This window comes from Campylobacter sp. (assembly GCF_030528245.1).
GTDB lineage: Bacteria > Campylobacterota > Campylobacteria > Campylobacterales > Campylobacteraceae > Campylobacter_D.
This window is the reverse complement of sequence record NZ_JAUMZG010000004.1, coordinates 18,801-39,885: the sequence shown is the minus strand read 5'-3', so window position 1 is coordinate 39,885 and position 21,085 is coordinate 18,801. Positions and strand designations below refer to the sequence as shown.

Genomic DNA, 21,085 nt, shown 5'->3' with positions numbered 1-21,085 from the left:
AGCACCACTCAAAGCGGCGCTTAAAAAGCATCCTTGATCTTCCTCGCGTTTTTCGCACCCACAAGGCCTGCTAGCTCTTCAAATTCCGCCGCGTGAATCCCCTCAAAATCCCCGTAAAAATTCAAAAGCTTATCCACCACAGCCCCGCTAAGTCCTGCTTTTGTGAGCCTTGAGCTGGCCAAGTCTTGCTTTTCGCGCGCCTTTCGGTGGAAATCAAGGGCAAATCGATGCGCTTCGTCCCTTAATTTTTGCAAAAATTGCAATTTTTTATCCGCACTATCCAGTCGAAATTCCCCCCGCAAAGAGTGGATTTTATCCCGCGCCGCGCCCTTTGCCCTGTGCGCCTTAGCGTCAATTTTTTCCTTGGCGATGGCCAAAATGTCCACATTGGCGCCTGAGCTTTTGATGATGCTTTTGGCTAAATTTAGCAGCACGCTCCCGCCGTCGATGAGCCACAAATCAGGCGCTGGGAGGCTTTGAAAATCCTTCGCCCTGCGCGTTAAAAGCTCTCGCATCTGCTCAAAATCCCCCCGACCACTCAAATGATACCTGCGGTAAGCCTCCTTGTGCCACCGCCCCCCCTCAAAACACACCATAGCCCCGACCCTAGCAACCCCTTGCAGGTGCGAGCAGTCAAAAATTTCAATGCGGCCCGGGAAATTTTCAAGCGCAAAATAGCGCATAAAATCCTGCATGAAATGAAGGTCCGTTTTTTTGAGAGCGTTGTGAATTTGCAAAAGGGCGTTTTGAAAGGCTAGGTCGCAAATTTTTCTCTTTTGCGCCTGTTGAGGGCGGATGAGGCGGATTTTTTTACCAAAGCGCTTTGAGAGCAAATCCTCCAAAAGCGGCCTGTCCTCAAAATCCTCATAAAGATAAATTTTCGGGGCGATCAGGGGCGTGTCGCTGTTGAAATTTTCCAAAATGAACTGCTTGTAAAGGGAGTTTTTATCGGGCTCCTCCTCGCTTTTGAGGGGGCAAAGCCTTGAATGCGCGCTGATGATCTTGCCCTCCTGCACCACAAAGCGCAAAAGGCAGGCCAAATTTTTCTCCCAAGCAAGGGCAAAAATTTCAAAATCCTCAAGCCTCGCTAAATCCAGCTCAACCCTCACCTCAAGCTCCCTTAGCGTCCTGATGCTATCCCTGAGCTTCGCGGCCTCTTCGTAGTGCTCATTTTTAGAAAGCTTGAGCATTTGCTTTTGTAAATTTTCAATCAAAAGGCTAGGATTTAGCAGGGCCTTGGTCGCACGGGCTAAAATTTCCCCATAAGCCTCGGGGCTGATTTTGCCCTCGCAAGGAGCAGGGCAGCGCGCGATTTGATGAAAGATGCAGGCCCTCTTGCAACCCTGCCTTTGCCTTAGAGGGTAGTAAAGATAAAGCGCGTCCAAAAGCTGCTTTGCGCCCTTGAAAAAGGGGCCATAATATTTAATTTTGCTTTTTTTTATGAGCCTTCTGGTGCTTTTAAAGCTAGGAAATTCCTCGCTCAAATCCACATAAATATAGGGGTAGGTCTTATCATCGCGCAATAAAATGTTGTATTTAGGATGCAGCTGCTTGATGAGGGAATTTTCCAAAATCAAAGCATCGGCCTCTGAATGCGTGGTGATGACCTCCAGATGCACCGCCTCGTTTATCATCTTTTGGATGCGTGCGCTTGATTGAGCGCTCAAATAGCTCCGCACACGATTTTTGAGATTCTTCGCCTTGCCGACATAAAGCAGCTTGCCCTCCTTGTCAAAATACTGATAAACGCCCGGATTTTGCGGTAAATTTGCAAGCTTTTCTTTTAAGATTTCTTGCATTTTATCCTCCCCCTCACCCTTTCAAAAAGCTCAAACAATCTTTCATCTTCAAAAGAATTTTTAAAGTCCCCCAAAGCCAGTTCGATATTTTGCCTCTGAGTCCTTGGAGGGGGGAGGGGCTGCGGGTCATCCTCGTAGCGTTTGGTGAAAATTTTCAAACCCTCCACCTCGCTAAAGGCACTTTGAGGATTTTGCTTGGCGTAGAGTTTTATAAGAAATTTAATGTTGGTTTTAGTATCATCGTGGTTCATTTCTTGATAGCCCACATTGTGATGCGTGATGAGGTATAAAATTTTATTTTTGATAAAAATTTTTGCGATCAATCGCTGATGTTTGGGACCCATCAGGCTGAAAAAATCTTTGCAGTAAAAAGCATTCATCAGGGGACTAAAATGCGCATTTTTACCGATCATATCCGCGATTATGGTATTCATATCCTTAATCTTTCTCATAGAGGAATTTTAGCATTTTTTTGTTTAATTTCTTTGAGCGCTTGCGGCTACAAGGGCGATCCCACATACACAAGCTTTGAGCAAAACGGCTCAAAAACAATCAAAACTTACAAAATTTTAAACAGGTGGTGAGGATGAAAAAAGATTGCATTTTGGTTTTGGACTTTGGCTCACAATACACCCAGCTCATCGCAAGAAGACTAAGAGAAGCGGGCATCTATGCAGAAATTCTCCCCTTCAATGCCCCCCTAAAACGCATCCAAGAAAGATCCCCCAAGGGCATCATTCTAAGCGGCGGGCCGGCTAGCGTTTATGCTAAGGATGCCTATTTTTGCGATGCTGGCGTGTTTGAGTTGGCCCTGCCCCTGCTTGGCATTTGCTACGGGATGCAGATGATGGCGCATCATTTTGGAGGCAGGGTGAGTCCTGCTGCACATAAAGAATACGGCAAGGCAAGGCTTGAAATCCAAAAAGAAAGTCCGCTTTTTAGGGATCTGCCAAGCGGACAGATTGTATGGATGAGTCATGCCGATAGGGTCGAAAATCTGCCGCAAAATTTTGAAATTTTAGCCACAAGTGAAAACAGTCCCTACTGTGCCTTTGGCGATGAGGCGCGCCATTTTTATGCGCTTCAGTTTCATCCTGAGGTGGAGCATAGTGAGTGGGGGCGAGGAATTTTAAAGAATTTCGCCACGCAAATTTGTGCCTGTGAGGGCGGGTGGAATATGGGCAATTTCGCTAAAAATCAAATCGCCCTCATCCGCAAGGAGGTGGGCGATGCCAAGGTGCTTTGCGCGGTGAGTGGGGGCGTGGATAGCTCTGTGGTCGCGGCTTTGTTGGCCGCAGCGATCGGGGATCGGGTGCTTGTTGTCTTCGTGGATAATGGGCTTTTGCGCGAGGGGGAGAGGCAGCAGGTGGAATTTGTGTTTAAAAACACTTTGGGGGTTGATTTGATCAGCATTGATGCGAGGGAGCTTTTCCTTGCGCGCCTCGGGGGTGTGAGGGATCCTGAGCAAAAGCGCAAAATCATCGGTAATACCTTCATCGAAATTTTTGAAAAAGAGGCCGCGAGGCACGAGGGCGTGAAATTCCTAGCTCAGGGCACGCTTTATACGGACATCATAGAAAGCTCGGTCGCAGGTGCTGGCAAGACCATCAAAAGCCATCACAATGTGGGCGGTCTGCCTGAGAGGATGAATTTAAAGCTCATCGAGCCCCTGCGGGAAATTTTTAAGGACGAGGTGAGGGCCTTGGGGCTGGAGCTTGGGCTTTCAAGGGAGCTTGTTTTCAGGCATCCTTTTCCGGGGCCTGGGCTTGGGATACGCATCATGGGCGAGGTGGATGCGGCCAGTTTAGCCCTGCTGCGCCGCGCGGATGCGATTTTGCTAGAGGAGCTCAAAAGTGGCGGCTGGTATGATAGGACCTGGCAGGCTTTTTGTGTGCTTTTGAATGTCAAAAGCGTGGGCGTGATGGGCGATAACCGCACTTATGAAAATAGCATTTGCGTGCGCGTGGTGGATGCTAGCGATGGGATGAGTGCTGTTTTTTCGCGGCTGCCCTATGAACTTTTGGAAAATGTCAGTCGGCGCATCATCAACGAAGTGGAGGGGATCAACCGCGTGGTCTATGACATCACTTCAAAGCCGCCTGGGACCATTGAATGGGAGTAGAATTTAGGCCTTTCTTAAATGGGCAGGGGGCAAAAGGGCTTTGGTGGCTCTTATCGCGCCCTTTGCACCTGTGAAATTTAAGGCTTATTTTGAGCCCTTTGTGGGGGGTGGGGCTTTATTTTTCACTCTTTATCAAAAAGGACTTTTAAAAGATAAAATAATTCTTAGTGATAAAAATAAAGAGCTTATCAATACCTACAAAATCTTACAAAATCATCTTAGTGAGCTTTTAAAAATCTTAGAAAATTTTCAAAGAAATCACAACAAAGAGCATTTTTATAAAATAAGAAATTTGGATAGAGATAAAAAATTTGCAAATGAAGATAGCGTTTTTAGGGCGGCTAGATTTATTTATCTTAATAAAACTTGCTTTAATGGGCTGTGTCGTTACAATGCTAAGGGCGAGTTTAACACGCCTTTAGGAAGCTATAAAAATCCTAAAATTTATGAAAAAGAAGTGCTTTTAAACGCATCTTTAGCTTTGCAAAAGGTGCGAATTTACAATGATGATTTTGAAAGAATTTGCGGCGAGGCGAAAAAAGATGATTTTATCTATTTTGACCCGCCTTATTATCCTTTGAGTAAAACCTCAAGTTTTGTAAGCTATACGGATACTTTTTTAGAAAAAGAGCAAGAAAGACTAGCCAAGCTTTTTAAAAAACTAAATTTAAAGGGTGTAAAGGTGCTACAAAGTAACTCAAATACGCCTTTTATTAGAGGGCTTTATAAGGATTTTGAGATTATAGAGCTTAAAGCAAAAAGAGCGATTAACTGTAAGGGTAATGGGCGTGGCACAATAACAGAGCTTTTAATTAAGGGAAATTATGAGTAAAAATAATGAAAGTTGGCAAAAAATTTATGAAGATTTAAAAATTTTTAAACACGATTTTAAAAAAGAGCCTTTTTATTTGAGTGCTGAGCAAATTAAACTATGCGTTAAGGATTTTCAAAAAACTTCACAAAAAGAAGTGCGTGTTTTATGTAAGCAAGATAGTAGAGAGGATAGACCGCAAATTTTTATCGATAATGAGCTATTTATTTTGCCGATTAAAAATGGCGAATATATACTTTGCAAGGGCGAGGGTTATGTGGATATACCGAGCATAGAAACGAAAGCCATTTCTTATAAAAGTAAGCTAGATTTTGAGCTTAAAAGTGCGAGTGTAGGTGATTCCGAAATGCAACATTTAGATTTTGCTTATGCTTCAAGTCTTATCCGCACCTTTATGCAAGATGAAAGTCTTGTTTTAAGCATAAGGGGACGCAAATACACACCAGAATTTGATTTCAATACTAAGCTTTATCAAAATATCAAGGTCAAATCCGTGCAAACTGAAGTGGATAGTGGCTTTGAGGGTCGAAAAAGAGTTGTTTTAGTGGAAACTAAAAATAGCAATACTAAAAATGTGATTATAAGGCAGCTTTACTATCCTCTAAGGCAGTGGAGTATCCACACGCAAAAAGAGGTTAGCACGCTATTTTTTGAAAAAAGGGGCGATGCGTTTTTGCTGTGGGAATTTGGCTTTTTGGACGAGAAAAATTACAACAGCATTTTTCTCAAACGCAACGCGCACTTGGACATTTTAAGGCCTCAAAATTCTCTCGCAAAATCATCGAGCGGCGAAGGGGCCGCGTTTGATGAAATGTAGAATTTATTATGTTAAAATCCAGTCTTTAAAATTTCAAGGGTAAAGTATGCACGGCAAAATAGCTATTTATGTGGATTCAACCGGCAGGGGCACGGTGAGCAATTCCGCTAAGGTTTTTTTTGACTTCAACCACAGAATTTGGACCGACAAAAGAAGCATGCCCAGCGTGGGTATGCTGGTGGAATTTCGCTCCGATGGCAAAAACATCACAGGAATCCGCCCCTCAAAATACCAAGAATTCAAAAGCGGCGACTTCATCACGGAGAATGATTTTTGGCGCACCGATAATGACGATGAGCTTGAGGATTTGCAAAATTCCCGCCGCAGTGCCTACATCACCGAGCTTTACAGGAGCACAGATTATGACACGATAGAAAAAATCCCCCTCTCTTTCACCATCCCCCAAGCCATACAAAAATACTTCACCGATGAAATTCTTTCAGTGGAGGCGCTGAAGGCCAATGTCGGCGATGAGAGTGAGATCCCTTACATTTTGGATTATTTTATCCTTAAGCGTTTCTTAAACAAGTCCCTAGACACGCTCATTTTTATGGACAATCACATAGACCAGACGCAATTTAGCTCCCTCAAAAGCATCGTGATGCATCTTGAAAATTCCTACAACGACATGAAAGACAAGCACAAAATCATCAACATCACTAGAATTTTTAACGAAATCTTCATATCCCTGCAGTGCCACTATCAAGCCCTCATCGCCACGATAGACACGAGGAAAAATCGCGCCGCCTCCCTTGAAGCGCAGATGAAGACCCTCAAGCTTGAGATGAATTTGAAAGCTGCTAGCAATGCAGACCCCGATAAAATGAAAGCCAAGCAAGAAAGATTGGATAAATTATCCAAAGAAGCCAACTACTACCGCACGAGCCTAAAGCGGCTGGACGCCATCCGCGAAGACTTTTACAAGAAAAATTTCGTCATTTTTGAAAACGCGTTCAAGCTTTCAAGAGAAAAGCTTTTCGCCAAGATCGTTACGGGGCTAAACCTCTGCGCCACGATCATGGATATGAAAATTTGGAAGCTTTCCCTCAAGTCTTCTGGAGTGAAAAATTCTTACTTCACACGCAGCAATATAGAAAATTCTTTCTGCTCTTTAGCCTTTGCCGAGCACTATCTAAGCCGCCTCAACAAAGCCGCTCTCAATCCTTTCGATCAAAAACTTTTAGTTTATATCCAAAAAATTACCAAGGAGCAGAGGAAAAAATTCCTCGTCGTGACCTCAGATCTTGATCTACTCTGTAAGATTAAGGTTGAAATTTTCGCCCTCAACCCCTACTACATCGTAAAATACGCCCCCAAAAAGGTCAATTACCAGTCCTTGATGCGTGATAATAATTTTGACATTGTCTATATCGATGAGAGGCATGTTTGGGAGAGTGTGGCGGATATTATTTTGCAGGGAAAGCATTTTGACAAAACGGGCAAAACGAAATTTAAACTCATCTAGCGGCGAAATTTTAAGCTAGATGAGGCTATAATTTTTCGGCCTGGACAGTTTGCGATATTAAAGTGATCCAACGCATTTTTATCAGTTGCGATTGTGCGGTTTACCGTGTTCTGTGGCTTCGCTTGAGCTTTGAGAAAGGCGAGAAGTTGCAGCCTTTAAAAATCGCCTAGCGGCTTTCTTTGACTTCTTGGGGTCAGTCTTTACCAAGCGGCTGTTTGGGTCTTATCTTAGGAGAAATGATGAAAATTATGATTTTGGGCAGCGGCGCTAGGGAGTACTCCATCGCCCTAGCCCTAAAGCGCACGGAAAATGATCTCAAATTCTACTTCGTCCCCGGAAACGCCGCCACAGCCGAGCTTGGCACAAATTTAGCCCCCCTACCCCCCCACTCCCTCGCCCTTTACGCAAAAAAAGAGGCGATCGATCTTTGCATCGTGGGCGCTGAGGCCTTTTTGGCTGACGGCGTTGTGGATGCCTTTAGGGCGCTTGGACTTAAAATTTTTGGCCCCACAAAGGCAGCCGCGCAACTTGAAAGCTCCAAAATTTTTATGAAAAATTTCCTCAAAAGGCAGGGCATCAAAACCGCCCGATTTTTAAGCACGCAAAATTTAGACGCCGCAAAAGCCTTCATCGCCACCCTCACCCCACCCATAGTCGTAAAGGCCGATGGGCTTTGCGCGGGCAAGGGCGTCATCATCGCCAAAAGCAGGCAAGAGGCCGAACAGGAAGCGCAAAAGATGCTAAGTGGCGAGAGCTTTGGCGCGGCGGGGGAGAGCATCGTAGTGGAGGAATTTTTAAGCGGCTTTGAGCTGAGCGTTTTTGCCCTTTGCGATGGGGAGGATTTTGTGCTTTTGCCCGCCGCACAGGATCACAAAAGACTTCTTGAAAACGACGAGGGTCCCAACACCGGCGGCATGGGAGCCTACGCGCCAAGCCCCCTAGCCGATGAGGCGCTTTTGGAGAAGATCAAAAGCGACATCATAGCGCCCACTTTGGCGGGGATGAGGGCTGAGGGCGAGGCGTTTTGCGGGGTGCTTTTTGCGGGGCTTATGGTCGTGGAAAATGAGCCCTTCGTTTTGGAATTTAATGTGCGTTTTGGCGATCCTGAGTGCGAGGTTTTGATGCCCCTCATCGAAAACCCTCTCGAGCTTTTCATGGCCTCCGTGCAAGGAGAGCTCAAAACCACCCGCGCCATCATCCGGCAAGAATTTGCCGTGGGCGTGGTGTGCGCGAGTGAAAATTACCCCTATAAATCCTCACCGAAAAGGCCCATTAGCATTGAAAGCATCCCGCCAAATTCCCACATTTCTTACGCTGGGGTGAGCATGCAGGGGGGGAGGATGATGGCCGATGGGGGACGCATTCTGGTCTGTGTGGGTGTGGGCAAGAGTATAGCTGCGGCGAAAAAGGCGGCCTATGAGCTTTGCGAGAGGGTGCGTTTTGAGGGCAAAAAATTTAGAAAAGACATCGCGCATCAGGTTAGCCCATGAAAGAAGATTTGCTAGAGAGGTTGGAGCGAGAAAATATCAAAATCGCGAGTTTTTCCAAGAGGGTCATAGCCTATGTGATCGATGATTTTATCATCACTTGCATCGTTTTTATCATTTTTTACGAAAAATTCACAAGCGGAGCCGATGCGGTGCAAATCGTGCGAATTTTAAGCAATTTCTGGCTGGGATTTTTGCTCCTGCAGTTTAGCTACCACGCTATTTTTACCTATTTTTACGGAGCGAGCTTGGGGAAGATGGCCTGCAAAATTCTCATTCTGGATGAGGAGCTTTTGGACAGGCCCACTCTGGTGCAAAGCTGCCTGAGATCTGCGATGCGGTATCTTAGCAATATGGCCTTTTTTCTGGGCCTTGTCTGGGCTCTGGGTAATGTTTATCGCAAAACTTGGCAGGATTATGTGGCAAGGACTATAGTTGTTGATGTGGCGTAAAATTTCTTTGCTTTGTGTCGGGGTTTTTGCCCTAAACGCCGCTGAAATTAATATCTACGCGCTAAACGCTAAAAAAGAGGGACACATTCTTAGCGCAAGCGATGATGTGGTGGTCTTTTCTGATTTTTATTTCATCACGGCTAAGAGGGCTATTTATGATGAAAAAACGAAGGACATTGAGCTTTTTGGGGATGTGAATATCCTAAGAGGACAAAACGAGCGCTCCCACTCAAACTACGCCAAAATCAATCTCAACACCAACAAGGCAAATTTTGAAAATTTCTTTTTCTCTAACAACGACTTGGAGGTGTGGTTTCAAAGTCAAACGAGCTGCCTGGACGATGCGCAGTTTCTTAGCACGAATTCCGTGGTTTCAAGCTGCAATGTCGAAGATCCCGACTGGCAAATACGATTTAGCGAGGGGAGGCTTGATAGAGAGAGCAATTTTGTCCATCTTTACAACGCAAAACTCTACATCAAGGATGTCCCCGTTTTTTACCTGCCCTATTTTGGCTTCAGCACTGATACGCAGCGCAAAACAGGGCTTTTAGTGCCCAAAATGGCCCTGAAGGGCAAGGAAGGATTTTATTACGAGCAGCCTTTTTACGCGGCCGTGCAGGAGAACTGGGACCTACAGCTCACCCCGCAGCTTAGGAGTAACCGAGGCTATGGGCTCCACTCCGTGCTGCGATTCATCGATGGGCCTTCTTCGATGGGGGAGCTGAATTTTGGAGGCTTTAGGGAGAAGAGGGGCTATTATGTGGGTGAGAATTTAAAAAACCAAACCCACCTGGGCGTGGAGCTCAAATACCTGCGCGAGGATTTGGTGAAGGCCTTGCTGGGGGACAATTTTCAAGAAGGCTTGTGGATCGATGCGACCTATCTTAACGATGTGGATTATCTCAATCTCATCAAACGCGATTATAAGGATTTGAATTCCCTCGTTACCTCAAAGATCCATTATTTTCTAGCCGATGAAAATAATTTTTACGGCGCCTATGCGAAATACTACATCGACAGCTCTAAAATTCACAATAAAAACACCCTGCAAAATTACCCCTCCTTGCAATACCATCGCTTTTTAAATTCCTTCTTTGATGCGAGGATTCGCTACTCTTTTGACGGCTCTTTCAACAACTACTACAGGCGCATAGGGGCCTATGCCAATAGCTTGAATTTCACCCTGCCTCTATCCTATCACAATGCCTTTTTTGGGGATTTTTTGCAGTTCACCTTCACGGAAAAAGTCAGTGCCTCCTTTGTCAATTACACCAAGGATCCCGATAAAAAGCACGAGCATTATCTCAAAAACACGCATGAGTTCAGCCTCTATACGGACATTGCGAGATCTTATGAGAATTTTTTTCACACCTTAAGTCTGGGGCTTGATTATATTTTACCGGGTGCTGAGTCTGGAGAAATCACAGAAGGGTATTTGAATTTAGAGCGCGTGGATGAGCATATCAAGCCCTACGCCGTGCAGTATTTTTATGATGAAAGCGGGGAGAAAAGGCTCAAGCAACGCGTGGATTTGAGCTATCTCAATCCCGAAGAAAAAGTTGAGGACTTGAAAAATCTTCTCAGTTATTATCACAATGAAAACATCACCCTTAGCAACGAAATCATCTACTCCTACCTTGACAAGCGCTTTAGCAATGTCCTCACTCAGGCACAAATTCAAATCAAACCCCGCTTCAACCTAGACTTTTCCCACGCCTACCAAAACGACGCCTACGGGAAATACAGCTTCATCGGCACGAGGGCAAACCACCTCGCCACGCCAAATTACAACATTTTCGGCGGGGTTTGGCTGGATGTGAGCAGGGCGCATACCAATATGTGGGAGCTAGGATACAGCTATCAAAGAAAGTGCTGGAATTATTCTTTGGTGTATAGGGAGAGGATCGATCCGCAGCTTACTAGTGGGGGCATTAGCGCGAAAAATCAAAGCGGGATTTATTTTGTGTTTAATTTCTACCCCATTGGCGGCGTGGATTATGATTTTTCTCTGCAAGAAAGCGAAAACAAGCTTTGATGGGGAAATTTGCTAAATATTTTTAAAAATTTGACACAATAACCAAAAAGGACAGAGCATGCAATACAGCATACAAATCAATCAAAATTTAGAATTTTTTGACCTCAATAAGGTCGCAAGACAGGCAGCGGGGTCGGTTTTGATGCGGCTTGGTAAGGGCGTGGTTTTAGCCACCGTAGCGCGAGAGGAAAATTTAGTCGAGGAGGACTTTTTACCCCTCACGGTGCAATACATCGAAAAGACCTACGCGGTGGGTAAAATTCCCGGAGGCTATGTCAAAAGAGAAGCCAAGCCCAGCGAGAGCGAAACCCTCAGCGCGCGCATCATCGACAGGAGTCTGCGGCCGCTTTTTCCTAAGGGCTATGCCTACCCCACGCAGATTGTCGTGATGGTACTTTCTGCCGATGAGGAGGTCGATCTGCAGGTGATGAGCCTCAATGCGGCAAGCGTGGCTTTATACCTGAGTGGAATTCCCATCAAGGCGCCCGTTTGCGCCGTGCGGATAGGGCGCATCGGTGGGGAATTTGTGCTCAATCCCAGCAACAAAAAGCTCAAGGAAAGCACCTTGGATCTTTTTGTATCCGGGCTTAAGGATGAGCTTTTGATGATAGAAATGCGCGCTCTGCCCAGCACAAGCGAGGACGCATCCCTCATCCAGACGGGCTTTGCGGAGGCCGTAGCGCTTGGTGCGCAGGCGATGAACGAGCTTAGTGAGGATGAGCTTTTAAGCGCCCTAGCCCTAGCACAAAGGGCCATTTCAAACGGCTCTAATGCCTATGAAGAGGCCTTCAACAAGCATCGCAAGCAAGAGACGCTAAGGCTCAAAAGCGAGGGGGGAAATTGCGAGCTTTTAAATTTCATCAAAGACAACTTCACCCACGCGATCCAAAAGGCCCTTCATCAAATGGCAAAAAGCGAAAGGGCGGGGGAGCTGGAGAAGATCGCTCAAGAAATTTTAAAGGAGAGCGCATTCAGCGAGGAGGAAATTCTCAACGCCCTCTCAAGCGTCAAAAAAGAGCTGGTGAGGCGGCAAATTTTAGAGGAGAAACGCCGCGCCGATGGGAGGGGACTCGATGAGGTGCGCCCGATCGAAATCGAAACGAACATCCTACCGGGCGCGCATGGATCCTGCCTTTTCACGAGAGGACAAACCCAAGCCCTAGTCGTGGCGACCTTGGGTGGGGAGAATGACGCGCAGCTTAGCGATAGCCTGAGTGAAAAAAACCCCCTCAGCGAGCGCTTTATGTTTCACTACAATTTTCCCGGCTTTAGCGTGGGCGAGGCAGGCCCCATGAAGGCGCCCGGTCGCAGGGAGCTAGGGCATGGGAATTTAGCCAAGAGAGCCCTGTATCCTAGCGTGGATGAGAATTATCCCTATGTGGTGCGTCTGGTGAGTGAAATTTTAGAAAGCAACGGCTCGAGCTCTATGGCGAGCGTTTGCGGGGGATCTTTGGCTCTGAGGGCGGCGGGAGTGCCTAGCATCAAGCTCGTGGCAGGCGTGGCGATGGGGCTGGTTTTGGAGGGGGAAGAATATGCCGTTTTGACCGACATTATGGGGCTTGAGGATCATGATGGGGATATGGATTTTAAGGTCGCGGGGAGTAGGGATGGTATCACGGCGTTGCAAATGGATATAAAGCTGGGTGGCATCGAGCGGGAAATTTTAAAGAAGGCTCTTTATCAGGCTAGGGAGGCGAGGGAGCATATTTTGGGGCTTATGGAGGAGGCGGAGGGGCAAATCGTGGTCAATGAGGAAATTTTGCCCAAGCTTGAGCTTTTTAGCGTTGAGCCGAGCAAGATTGTGGATATTATAGGGCAGGCGGGCAAGACCATCAAAGAAATCATTGAAAAATTCGGCGTCTCCATAGATCTTGACCGCGAAAAGGGTGAGGTCAAGATCGCAGGGAGTGAAGGGGAGCAGGTGCAGGCCGCAAAAGATTATATCATCAACATCACAAGCGGCACAAGGGGCAGGAATTTTAGCAAGGGCAAGGATTTGTCGGGCTTTAGCATCGGGGATGAATTCAGCGGTGAGGTTAAGAAGATCGCAAGTTTTGGGGCCTTTGTGAGTCTTAAAAATGGCGTGGATGGTTTGTTGCACCACTCAAAAATAAAACATAAATTAAACGAAAACGATAGAATTAGAGTGAAAATTAGCGAAATTAAAAACGATAAAATTTCGGTGGATTGGTTGGATTAAATCAAGGCCTCGTATTCTTTTCCCACATGGATGCGATTTTGGTGCTCTATCACGGGGCGCTTGATGCAGCTTGGATGCTCTAAAACTAGCTTTTTGAGGGTGCTTTTTTCTAAATTTTCAAGAGCCTGTTTGTCGAGGGCTAGTTTTTTTGCCATCATGCCTGCTGTATTGATGAGCTCTTTAAATTCCCTCTGTGAAAGCCAAAAATCCAAAACCCCCTCATCGATTTTTTTGATGTCTAAAAAGTCAAATTCCAAGCCCCCAGCCCTCAGGGCATCCATAGCTTTTTTCACGCTGGTGCAATTTTTTATCCCATAAAGCTTCATTCCCTAGCCTTTTTCACCAAATCAGCGATCAAAAAAGCAAGCTCTAGGGCCTGGTCGGCATTGAGTCTTGGATCGCACTGCGTCTCGTAGCGATTTCGCAAATGCGAGGCGGTGATTTTACTCACGCCGCCCGTGCATTCGGTAACATCCTGCCCCGTCATCTCAAGATGAACCCCCCCAGCATAAACGCCCTCGCTTCTTGCGATCTCAAAGAAAAATCTGAGCTCCTGCATGATTTTTTCAAATTCTCGCGTCTTAAAATCACCCGCTTTGATGGTGTTGCCGTGCATGGGATCGATGCTATAAATCACATTCAAACCCTCTTTTTGCAAATTTTTAAAGATTTTGGGTAATTTTTTAGCGATCTTATCCGCACCCATTCTAATGATGACATTAAGGCGCCCTGCCTCGTTGAGAGGATTCAAAAGCTCTGAGAGCCTGAGAATGTCCTCAAAGTCAGCTTGGGGCCCGATTTTCACGCCGATGGGATTTTTCACGCCGCTTAAAAAATGCACATGCGCCCCATCGGGATCCCTCGTGCGCTCCCCTATCCAAAGCATATGCGCAGAGCAGTCATAAATTTCGCCACTGAGGCTATCTGTGCGCGTCAGTGCCGACTCATAAGGCAAAAGCAGAGCCTCATGCGAGGTGTAGAGTGAGACCTCTCTTAGATTGGGGGTGTTGTTCGTGCTGATGCCGCAAGCCTCCATAAAGGCAAGGCTCTCGGAAATTTTTTCGCTCAAATCCGCATACTGCCTGCAAAGCTCATTCTTCCTCACAAAGCCCAAATTCCAGCGATGCACCTCGTGCAAATCCGCAAGCCCACCCTTAGCAAAACCACGCAGCAAATTTAAAGTGGTCGCACTTTGATAATAGGCCTCAAGCATCCTTTCGGGGCTTGGAATTCTAGCCTTTTCGTCAAAATCAAAGCCGTTGATGATGTCGCCCCTATAACTGGGCAAGCTCACGCCGCCAAGCTCCTCAAAGTCAGCACTTCTGGGCTTTGCAAACTGTCCTGCTATGCGTCCGACCTTCACCACGGGACAACCTCCCGCAAAGGTCAAAACCACCGCCATTTGAAGCAAAATTTTGAACATGTCGCGTATGTTGTCGGCTCCAAAATTTTCAAAACTCTCCGCACAATCACCACCCTGCAGCAAAAAAGCCTCGCCCCGAGATACCTTAGCGAGGGCTTTTTTGAGATTGCGAACCTCACCTGCAAAGACCAATGGTGGGAGTTTTTCGAGGCGATTTAAGATTTGATTGAGGGCGTTTTCATCGGGGTAAATGGGCTGCTGTTTGGCGGGATATTTTTTCCAAGAATGCTTAGACCACTGCATAAATTCTCTCTTTGAAATTTGAAATCGCAAACACTGGAGCCATTTTGCAAGGCCCCATCAATGTGGAAAAATTATTTTTTAAGCTCCTTAATGCGCGCTGCCTTGCCGCGTCTGTCTCTAAGATAAAAGAGCTTTGACCTTCGCACACGACCGCGTCTTAGGACGCTGATACTCTCCAAGCTCTCGCTATAAATCGGGAAAATTCTCTCAACGCCGACATTGTTCGCGCCGATTTTACGCACGATGAAGGTTTCATCGACCCCGTTTCCTCTCCTTGCGATGCAAATGCCTTCAAAATTTTGAACCCTCATTTTGTCGCCCTCTTTGATGCGAATGGCAAGCTTCAAGGTATCCCCAGCGCGAAAATCTGGCACATTTTTACCCTCAATCTGCTTCGCTTCAAACTGCTCGATATATTTATTTTTCATAGAAATCCTTATTTCCTGCGTCCATACTCCAAAAACAAATCGGGACGAAAAAATTTCGTTTTGCAAGACGCCAAAGTAGTTTTTAAAGCCGTGATTTTAGAGTGGTTACCCTTTAAAAAGGCTGAAGGTGTGGTTAAATTTGCGGGTTGTTTTACGAAAATAAAGGGCTTTGTGAAAGAAGGGGCCTCCAAGAGATGGTTTTCAAAACTCTCCTCCTCCAAGCTCGCCGCATTACCAAGCACTCCGCTCACATTTCTCAAAATCGCATCACACAAGGCAAGAGCCGCAAGCTCCCCTCCCGTCAAAATAAAATCACCCATGCTAAAAAGCTCGTTGGCGAATTCCTCCACGACCCGCTCATCAATACCCTCGTAGCGACCGCACACAAGGACAATATGCTTTTTCTTGCTCAGCCTTTTAGCGTCTTTTTGGTTGAAGGTTTTAGCACTGGGCGAAAGAAAGATAAAATGAGGCTCCTTACTGGATGCTTTTAGCGACTCTAGGGTCGCAAACAAAGGCTCAGCGCGCATCAAAAGCCCAGCGCCACCGCCTATTTTGTAGTCATCAACCCTTTTGTGCGGATCTGTGCTGAAGGCTCTGGGATTGTAAAATTCAAGCTCGAAAAGTTGTTTTTCCAAAGCCCTTGCCAAAATAGAATCCTTAAAATAAAATTCTATCAAATGTGGAAACAAAGAAACAAAGCTGAATTTCACGAATTTTCCAAGATCAAATAGGCTTCATTTTTGCAGAGAATTTCACGCTTTTGCGTATCGATGCTTGAAACAAACCTATCCGCATAAGGCACAAAAAAAATCTTGGGCAAACCTGCATTTTTCAGCGCCTCATCGGTTTCAACCTCAAAAAGATAACCCCCCCCCGTCTCAACAATGCCCCTCACAAACCCAAGAGTGCGCTCAGGAATCCTAAGCCCACACCCCAGAATGTCAAAATAAAAAAATTCATCCTTTTTCAGTTTGCAAAGCTTTCGCGTCCGCTCCACACTCTGATAAAGCTCTAAATTTGTGAGCTCACAGGCCTTTTCCACACTCTCATAGCCCTCAAATAAAATACTACGATTTGAAGGATTGTAAGCCTTAATGACCAGCTGCTTGCCCGCGCAAAAAAAGCTCACGCCCTTTTTGAACTGAGAGGGAAAGTCGCTAAGATTATGAAGCCTGATGCATCCTCTTAGGCCTATGGTTTTTCCAAGCCTCGCGACCAAAACCAAATCACGACTCCTCAATCGCTTTTACCGTTACGCGGTAGGAAAGGGCCTCTTTGCTTTTATAGGCCGAAATGATCGTTTTGATGGCGTTGATCGTTTTGCCATTTTTTCCGATCAGTTTTCCCGTGTCTGCCTTGTCGGCAAAGATAAAAATTTCAACAAAATCATCCCCCAAATCCACCCTCTGCGTGTGAATTTTCTCAGGATAATCCACGATCAATTTTGCATATTCTTCAAGGAAATTTTCTACCATAATCACTTGCTTGTAATCGCAGCGACCTTAGCGCTAAGTTTCGCCCCCACGCCCTTCCAGTAGGCTAGACGCTCCGCATCAAATTTGATCACCTCAGGCTCAACCATAGGATTATAATAGCCAAGGCTCTCTATCCAGCCCCCATCGCGCCTTTTTCGGCTATCGGTTACCACGATGCGATAAAAAGGCCGCTTCGTCCTTCCCATTCTTGTGAGTCTTACGACTGTCATTTTTGCTCCTTAGAAAATAAAATTCAATTATAGATACTAAAAATAGTATTTATAAATCAATTCTAAAACTGGCGCCTAGCCTGATTCATCAAATTCATCAAATGATCCATCCCCCCCTTGCCCGAAAATTTCTTCGCCAACTTCGCCGCATTGCCAAACTGCTTCAAAAAGCGATTGACCTCCATTTGAGAAAGCCCTGCTCCATTAGCGATTCGACGCTTTCTTGCGTTGTTTAAAAGCTCAGGATGCTCCCTTTCCTTAGGGGTCATTGAAGAGATCATCGCTCTGATGTGAATGATTTCTTTGGAATTATCAAGGTCCAAATCCTTCAAATTTGAAGCCACATTCGAAAGCCCGGGTATCATACCCATCAAAGATTTCATACTCCCAAGCTTCTTAACGCTCTCCATCTGCGCGAGAAAATCATTAAAATTAAAATCACCCCTTTTAATCTTTTGCCCGATTTTTTTCGCCTCTTTCGCATCGATGACCGCGGCCGTTTTCTCCGCCAAAGTCGCCAAATCACCCTCGCCCATGATGCGACTGACTATTCTATCGGGGATGAAAGGCTCCAAATCAGCCACCTTCTCGCCCACACCGATAAAACGCAAAGGAAGCTGAATTTGCCTAGCGATGCCCAGAGCCACACCGCCCTTAGTATCAGCATCAAATTTAGACAAAATCACCCCGCTAAGCCCCAAGGCCTCGTTAAAACTCGCCGCTGTCCTGACCCCATCCTGACCGCTCATCGCATCAGCCACATAGAAAATTTCATCAGGTCTCAGGGCGTTTTTGATGCTCTTAAGCTCACCCATCAAGACCTCATCGATGGCCAAGCGCCCCGCAGTATCGACCAGTAAAACATCGGCTAAAATTTCTCCAGCCCTCCGCAAAGCCTGCTCAGCGACCCTTAGAGCATCGTCCTCACCCTCCAAGGAAAAAAGTTCGATTTCATGCGCCTCGCAAAGCTGCCTCAGCTGCTCAACCGCCGCCAAACGCTGCAAATCGCAAGCCGCGATCAGGACCTTTTTATGGCGCAGTTTGAGATAATGCGCAAGCTTGATCGTGCTCGTGGTCTTACCCCCACCCTGCAAACCCACCATCAAAACGACCGTTGGAGGCTTGGGGGCGAAAACAAAGCCCTGATTTTTACCCGCAACGCTTAAAATTTCCTCTAAATTTTTCTTCACAGCCTCCAAAAACTGCCTCTGCCCTATGCCGTTTTTTCTAACATCACCCTCGACAAGGCCTAAAAATTCTTTCATGACCTTATGATGAACATCGGCTTTGAGTAGGGATTTTTTCAAGGTTTCTAAGGCATTTTTCAAAGCCTTTTCATCATCAACAAAGCGGATCTTATTCACCGCCGCTTTAAACGACTCGCTAACAAGCTCAAACACCAAAATTCTCCTAAAATTTAAAGCCCAATTGTATAAGATTTTTACTTAAAGGGCTTTAAAGTCTAAATTTTTAAGCTCAAAGCCCATTTTTGAAAAGCCCTCATCCACATCCGCCCTGAAAAAATAATCCAAAATTCCAAGCTCATAGCTGTGCAAATACATCCTATCGCTTGGGATTTTAGCATAGCAAGCATCACCCACCACACCATGTCCTGCGAGGGCTGCATGCACCCTAATCTGATGCGTCCTGCCCGTTTTGATGATGATTTTGGCGAGGGTTTTTTTGCCCCGCACCATCAACGGCACAAAGCGACTCAGGGCACTAAGCCCGTCCTTAGAAACCCTACTGAACGCACCCCCCTTGCTCTTAGTGGTTTTGATGGGCGCATCCAGCTCAAGCTCCTGGGCTAAAATTCCATCAAGCACGGCGATATAGCTCTTAAAAACCCTTTGCTTTTTAAATTCCTCAATGCAGCTCAAGCGAAAATTCTCATCCCTGCAGAGCAAAATCACCCCGCTCGTTTCTTTATCCAAGCGGTTCAAAAGTCTGGCGCGAAATTCCCGCTCAAGTCGCTCACTCACAAAAGAATGCGGCTTATCCACGGCGATGATGCGATCATCCTCAAAGAGAATTTGCGGCTTTTTGGCCTCAGTGAGGCTGAATTTTGTCCCCGCACGCATCAGGGCGCGGGCTATTAAAATTTTTTTACCGTGGGCAAAAACCCGCCCGGCGTCGATGAGTTCCTTGGCCTCTCTGTTGGAAATTTTTTCCTGCTGAGCTAGGAGCTTGTAGGTCTTTTCTTGCATCAAAGTGCGCTCCTTATCCTTTCGACCATCCCCTCCAAACCCTGAATCGTGCGAATTTTAGCCTTCACGCAAGCGCTATGCACCCGCGCGTCAAATTCGCGCAAGTCCTCGCAAAAATAAACCCCCTCCACTTCATCGAAGAGGCTTTTTTGATTGTGGATGTGGACGCCTGAAATGATGCAATTATCAAAGGCGGCGGCCTCGATGGGATTGTGCCCTCCCACGCCCCTCACAAAAGAGCCACCCAAGACCACCACATCGCTGATGGCGTAAAAATTTACAAGCTCCCCCAGGGCATCAAGCAGTAAAACGGGGCACTTAAACCCTGCCTGCAAATCCTGACCCACATCGCTGAATTTATCAAAGGGCAGGGTGAGCTTGAAGAGCAAATTTTCAAGCTCCAAAAAGCGCTCAGGATGCCTTGGCGCTAGGATGAGTTTTTCATTGTCTTTAAGCGTAAAATGACGCAGCAAAAGCTCCTCCTCGCCCCTGTGGGTGCTGGCAAAAATGATGAGTTTTTCTTTGAATTTGGGCAAGATTTTGGAGGGCTCTGGCCTTAGGCGAGACTTGAGATTGCCAAAAATTTCAATGTTTTTAGCTCCCAAATTCTCAAGCCTCTGCGCATCTTGCGCGCTTTGGGCAAAAACTTGGTCAATGTAGGAAAAAATTTTACGGTAAAAAAAGGCAAAGCGCAGGTAGGATTTGTAGGATTTATCCGAAATCCTCGCGTTGATTAAAAAAATTTTCGCCCCCTTCAGTTTGGCCGTGAAAACGAGCATCAGCCAGTATTCTGCCTCGAATAAAATCAAAACCTTGCAGGGCTTCAGCCAAAAGGGTAGAAGGCTTTCAAAGGCTAGGAAATTTAATTTTTTGCAAAATTTTTTAGCCGCATCAAAGCCCGTTTGCGTTATCACGCTCACTCTGGAGTCAAAATTCAAAACAAGTCCCTCGATGCTCTTCACCTCCCCCAAAGAACAAGCGTGAAAATGCACATCTGCGGGCTCTTGGTGGAAATTTTTGTGGAGGAAAAACCTCGCTTTGAGGCTGTTTTTGTATCGGCTCTTAAAAAGAGAGAGTAAAAATAAGGGGATGGCGCCAAACAGATGTACCATCCACACCAAAAAATAGTAAAAAAAAATCAACTTTTCGCTTCTTCAAGCTCTTTGTAGAGAATTCTGCCACAATGCGGGCAAGTGATGATCTCCTCGCCCTTGATGATGGAAAGGTAGGTTTTGTCATAAATTTTCATAAAGCAGCCATAGCACGCCTGCCTTTTCACAGGCACGACGGTCGTATTTTTCGCCCATTTGCGGATTTTTTCATAAAAACTTAAAATTTTTTGATTGATGTCATTGACCAGCTTTTCTCTTTTGTCATAGACGCTCTTTCTCTCCTTGTCCAAGCCCTCCATCGCGGCATTCGTTGTTTTGCGGATTTCATCCAGTCCTTGCTCTTCCTTGTCCCTTTCCTTCGAAAGCTCCTTGCTAAAAAGCGCCTTGTTGTCTAAAATTTTATCCAAACGAACGATCTCATCATTAGCCGCATCAAGCTGCTCTCTCGCAATGTCTTCCTCGATCTTGAGGGCGTTGGCTTCTTTTTCTGTTTTGACCGCGCCGCTCTTTTTGCCCAATTCTTTAATTTTCGCTGAAAATTCCGCAATGTGGGCATTATTTTGCATCTTTTGATGCTCTATGTCTTTGACCTCTTCTGCTAAATTTTGCAACTGAATATTGATTTTTTCTATTCTTTCTTCAGCTTCTTTTAAGGTTTTATTGATGCTTTCAATTTTAGGCTCAAAGCTGTCGATTTCTCTATCAATCTTCGATAAAAGCACTAATTGCTCGAGATATTTGTTCATTAAATTTTC

General features: G+C 45.9%; 21 protein-coding genes and 1 pseudogene. 9 read left to right on the top strand and 13 right to left on the bottom strand.

The annotated features are described in order from the left end of the window. Window positions 1-20: 20 nt before the first annotated feature. Entirely contained in the window at window positions 21-1,799 is a 1,779-nt protein-coding gene (gene uvrC, locus Q4A73_RS01625) for an excinuclease ABC subunit UvrC (RefSeq protein WP_303205690.1), read from the bottom strand. Beyond that, complete coding sequence (locus Q4A73_RS01620) at window positions 1,784-2,233, bottom strand: hypothetical protein (RefSeq protein WP_303205689.1); 450 nt, start codon at window positions 2,231-2,233, stop codon at window positions 1,784-1,786. The genes uvrC and Q4A73_RS01620 overlap by 16 nt, the downstream gene beginning before the upstream one ends. On the opposite strand from Q4A73_RS01620, the gene Q4A73_RS07320 reads away from it, so the two are divergent. The 9 genes and pseudogenes from Q4A73_RS07320 to Q4A73_RS01580 all read left to right on the top strand — a co-directional run bounded on the left by Q4A73_RS07320 (window position 2,129) and on the right by Q4A73_RS01580 (window position 13,209). Then, window positions 2,129-2,383, top strand: coding sequence for a lipoprotein (locus tag Q4A73_RS07320; RefSeq protein ID WP_368492639.1), 255 nt, complete (start codon window positions 2,129-2,131; stop codon window positions 2,381-2,383). The genes Q4A73_RS01620 and Q4A73_RS07320 overlap by 105 nt on opposite strands. A gap of 2 nt (window positions 2,384-2,385) precedes the next feature. After that, window positions 2,386-3,921, top strand: a complete 1,536-nt coding sequence (guaA, locus tag Q4A73_RS01615) for a glutamine-hydrolyzing GMP synthase (RefSeq protein WP_303205688.1) — start codon at window positions 2,386-2,388, stop codon at window positions 3,919-3,921. Window positions 3,922-3,940: 19 nt separating this feature from the next. After that, a pseudogene (locus Q4A73_RS01610) lies at window positions 3,941-4,753 on the top strand (DNA adenine methylase); the annotation flags it as partial. Further along, on the top strand, window positions 4,746-5,570 hold the full coding sequence (locus Q4A73_RS01605) for a hypothetical protein (protein WP_303205687.1): 825 nt from the start codon (window positions 4,746-4,748) through the stop codon (window positions 5,568-5,570). The pseudogene Q4A73_RS01610 and the gene Q4A73_RS01605, both read left to right, overlap by 8 nt. Window positions 5,571-5,616: 46 nt before the next feature. Continuing rightward, the gene (locus tag Q4A73_RS01600) at window positions 5,617-7,035 is read left to right on the top strand and encodes a hypothetical protein (RefSeq protein ID WP_303205686.1); all 1,419 of its coding nucleotides are present in this window, start codon (window positions 5,617-5,619) and stop codon (window positions 7,033-7,035) included. Between the two features lie 239 nt (window positions 7,036-7,274). Then, a complete protein-coding gene (gene purD / locus Q4A73_RS01595) occupies window positions 7,275-8,525 on the top strand; it encodes a phosphoribosylamine--glycine ligase (RefSeq protein WP_303205685.1) in 1,251 nt (416 codons plus the stop codon). Continuing rightward, window positions 8,522-8,974 carry an RDD family protein gene (locus Q4A73_RS01590; RefSeq protein ID WP_303205684.1) on the top strand — a complete coding sequence of 151 codons (453 nt, stop codon included), beginning with the start codon at window positions 8,522-8,524 and terminating at the stop codon, window positions 8,972-8,974. The genes purD and Q4A73_RS01590 overlap by 4 nt, the downstream gene beginning before the upstream one ends. Then, entirely contained in the window at window positions 8,964-11,009 is a 2,046-nt protein-coding gene (locus Q4A73_RS01585) for an LPS-assembly protein LptD (protein WP_303205710.1), read from the top strand. The genes Q4A73_RS01590 and Q4A73_RS01585 overlap by 11 nt, the downstream gene beginning before the upstream one ends. A 58-nt stretch (window positions 11,010-11,067) precedes the next feature. Continuing rightward, window positions 11,068-13,209, top strand: coding sequence for a polyribonucleotide nucleotidyltransferase (locus Q4A73_RS01580; protein WP_303205683.1), 2,142 nt, complete (start codon window positions 11,068-11,070; stop codon window positions 13,207-13,209). Here the strand turns inward: Q4A73_RS01580 and Q4A73_RS01575 are convergent. From Q4A73_RS01575 to Q4A73_RS01525, 11 genes are all read right to left on the bottom strand, one after another. Then, window positions 13,206-13,535, bottom strand: a complete 330-nt coding sequence (locus Q4A73_RS01575) for an ArsC/Spx/MgsR family protein (protein ID WP_303205682.1) — start codon at window positions 13,533-13,535, stop codon at window positions 13,206-13,208. The two genes, Q4A73_RS01580 and Q4A73_RS01575, sit on opposite strands and share 4 nt — an antisense overlap. Then, window positions 13,532-14,875, bottom strand: a complete 1,344-nt coding sequence (locus tag Q4A73_RS01570; protein ID WP_303205681.1) for a class II 3-deoxy-7-phosphoheptulonate synthase — start codon at window positions 14,873-14,875, stop codon at window positions 13,532-13,534. Before Q4A73_RS01570 ends, Q4A73_RS01575 begins: the two co-directional genes overlap by 4 nt. A 71-nt stretch (window positions 14,876-14,946) precedes the next feature. Further along, window positions 14,947-15,303, bottom strand: coding sequence for a 50S ribosomal protein L19 (gene rplS / locus Q4A73_RS01565; protein WP_303205680.1), 357 nt, complete (start codon window positions 15,301-15,303; stop codon window positions 14,947-14,949). An 8-nt stretch (window positions 15,304-15,311) separates the two neighbouring features. Continuing rightward, window positions 15,312-16,016 carry a tRNA (guanosine(37)-N1)-methyltransferase TrmD gene (gene trmD, locus Q4A73_RS01560; protein WP_303205679.1) on the bottom strand — a complete coding sequence of 235 codons (705 nt, stop codon included), beginning with the start codon at window positions 16,014-16,016 and terminating at the stop codon, window positions 15,312-15,314. Further along, window positions 16,013-16,546 carry a ribosome maturation factor RimM gene (gene rimM / locus Q4A73_RS01555; protein ID WP_303205678.1) on the bottom strand — a complete coding sequence of 178 codons (534 nt, stop codon included), beginning with the start codon at window positions 16,544-16,546 and terminating at the stop codon, window positions 16,013-16,015. Before rimM ends, trmD begins: the two co-directional genes overlap by 4 nt. Next, window positions 16,533-16,781: a KH domain-containing protein gene (locus Q4A73_RS01550; protein ID WP_303205677.1), complete on the bottom strand. Its 249-nt coding sequence runs from the start codon at window positions 16,779-16,781 to the stop codon at window positions 16,533-16,535. The genes rimM and Q4A73_RS01550 overlap by 14 nt, the downstream gene beginning before the upstream one ends. Before the next feature lie 2 nt (window positions 16,782-16,783). Further along, on the bottom strand, window positions 16,784-17,011 hold the full coding sequence (rpsP, locus tag Q4A73_RS01545; RefSeq protein ID WP_303205676.1) for a 30S ribosomal protein S16: 228 nt from the start codon (window positions 17,009-17,011) through the stop codon (window positions 16,784-16,786). Window positions 17,012-17,073: 62 nt separating this feature from the next. Next, window positions 17,074-18,411, bottom strand: a complete 1,338-nt coding sequence (gene ffh / locus Q4A73_RS01540) for a signal recognition particle protein (protein WP_303205675.1) — start codon at window positions 18,409-18,411, stop codon at window positions 17,074-17,076. A 45-nt stretch (window positions 18,412-18,456) separates the two neighbouring features. Continuing rightward, window positions 18,457-19,218 (bottom strand): RluA family pseudouridine synthase, encoded by a 762-nt coding sequence (locus tag Q4A73_RS01535; RefSeq protein ID WP_303205674.1) that lies wholly within the window; start codon window positions 19,216-19,218, stop codon window positions 18,457-18,459. Next, the gene (waaA, locus tag Q4A73_RS01530; RefSeq protein WP_303205673.1) at window positions 19,218-20,360 is read right to left on the bottom strand and encodes a lipid IV(A) 3-deoxy-D-manno-octulosonic acid transferase; all 1,143 of its coding nucleotides are present in this window, start codon (window positions 20,358-20,360) and stop codon (window positions 19,218-19,220) included. The genes Q4A73_RS01535 and waaA overlap by 1 nt, the downstream gene beginning before the upstream one ends. Beyond that, the gene (locus tag Q4A73_RS01525) at window positions 20,357-21,076 is read right to left on the bottom strand and encodes a zinc ribbon domain-containing protein (RefSeq protein WP_303205672.1); all 720 of its coding nucleotides are present in this window, start codon (window positions 21,074-21,076) and stop codon (window positions 20,357-20,359) included. Before Q4A73_RS01525 ends, waaA begins: the two co-directional genes overlap by 4 nt. Window positions 21,077-21,085: the final 9 nt, after the last annotated feature.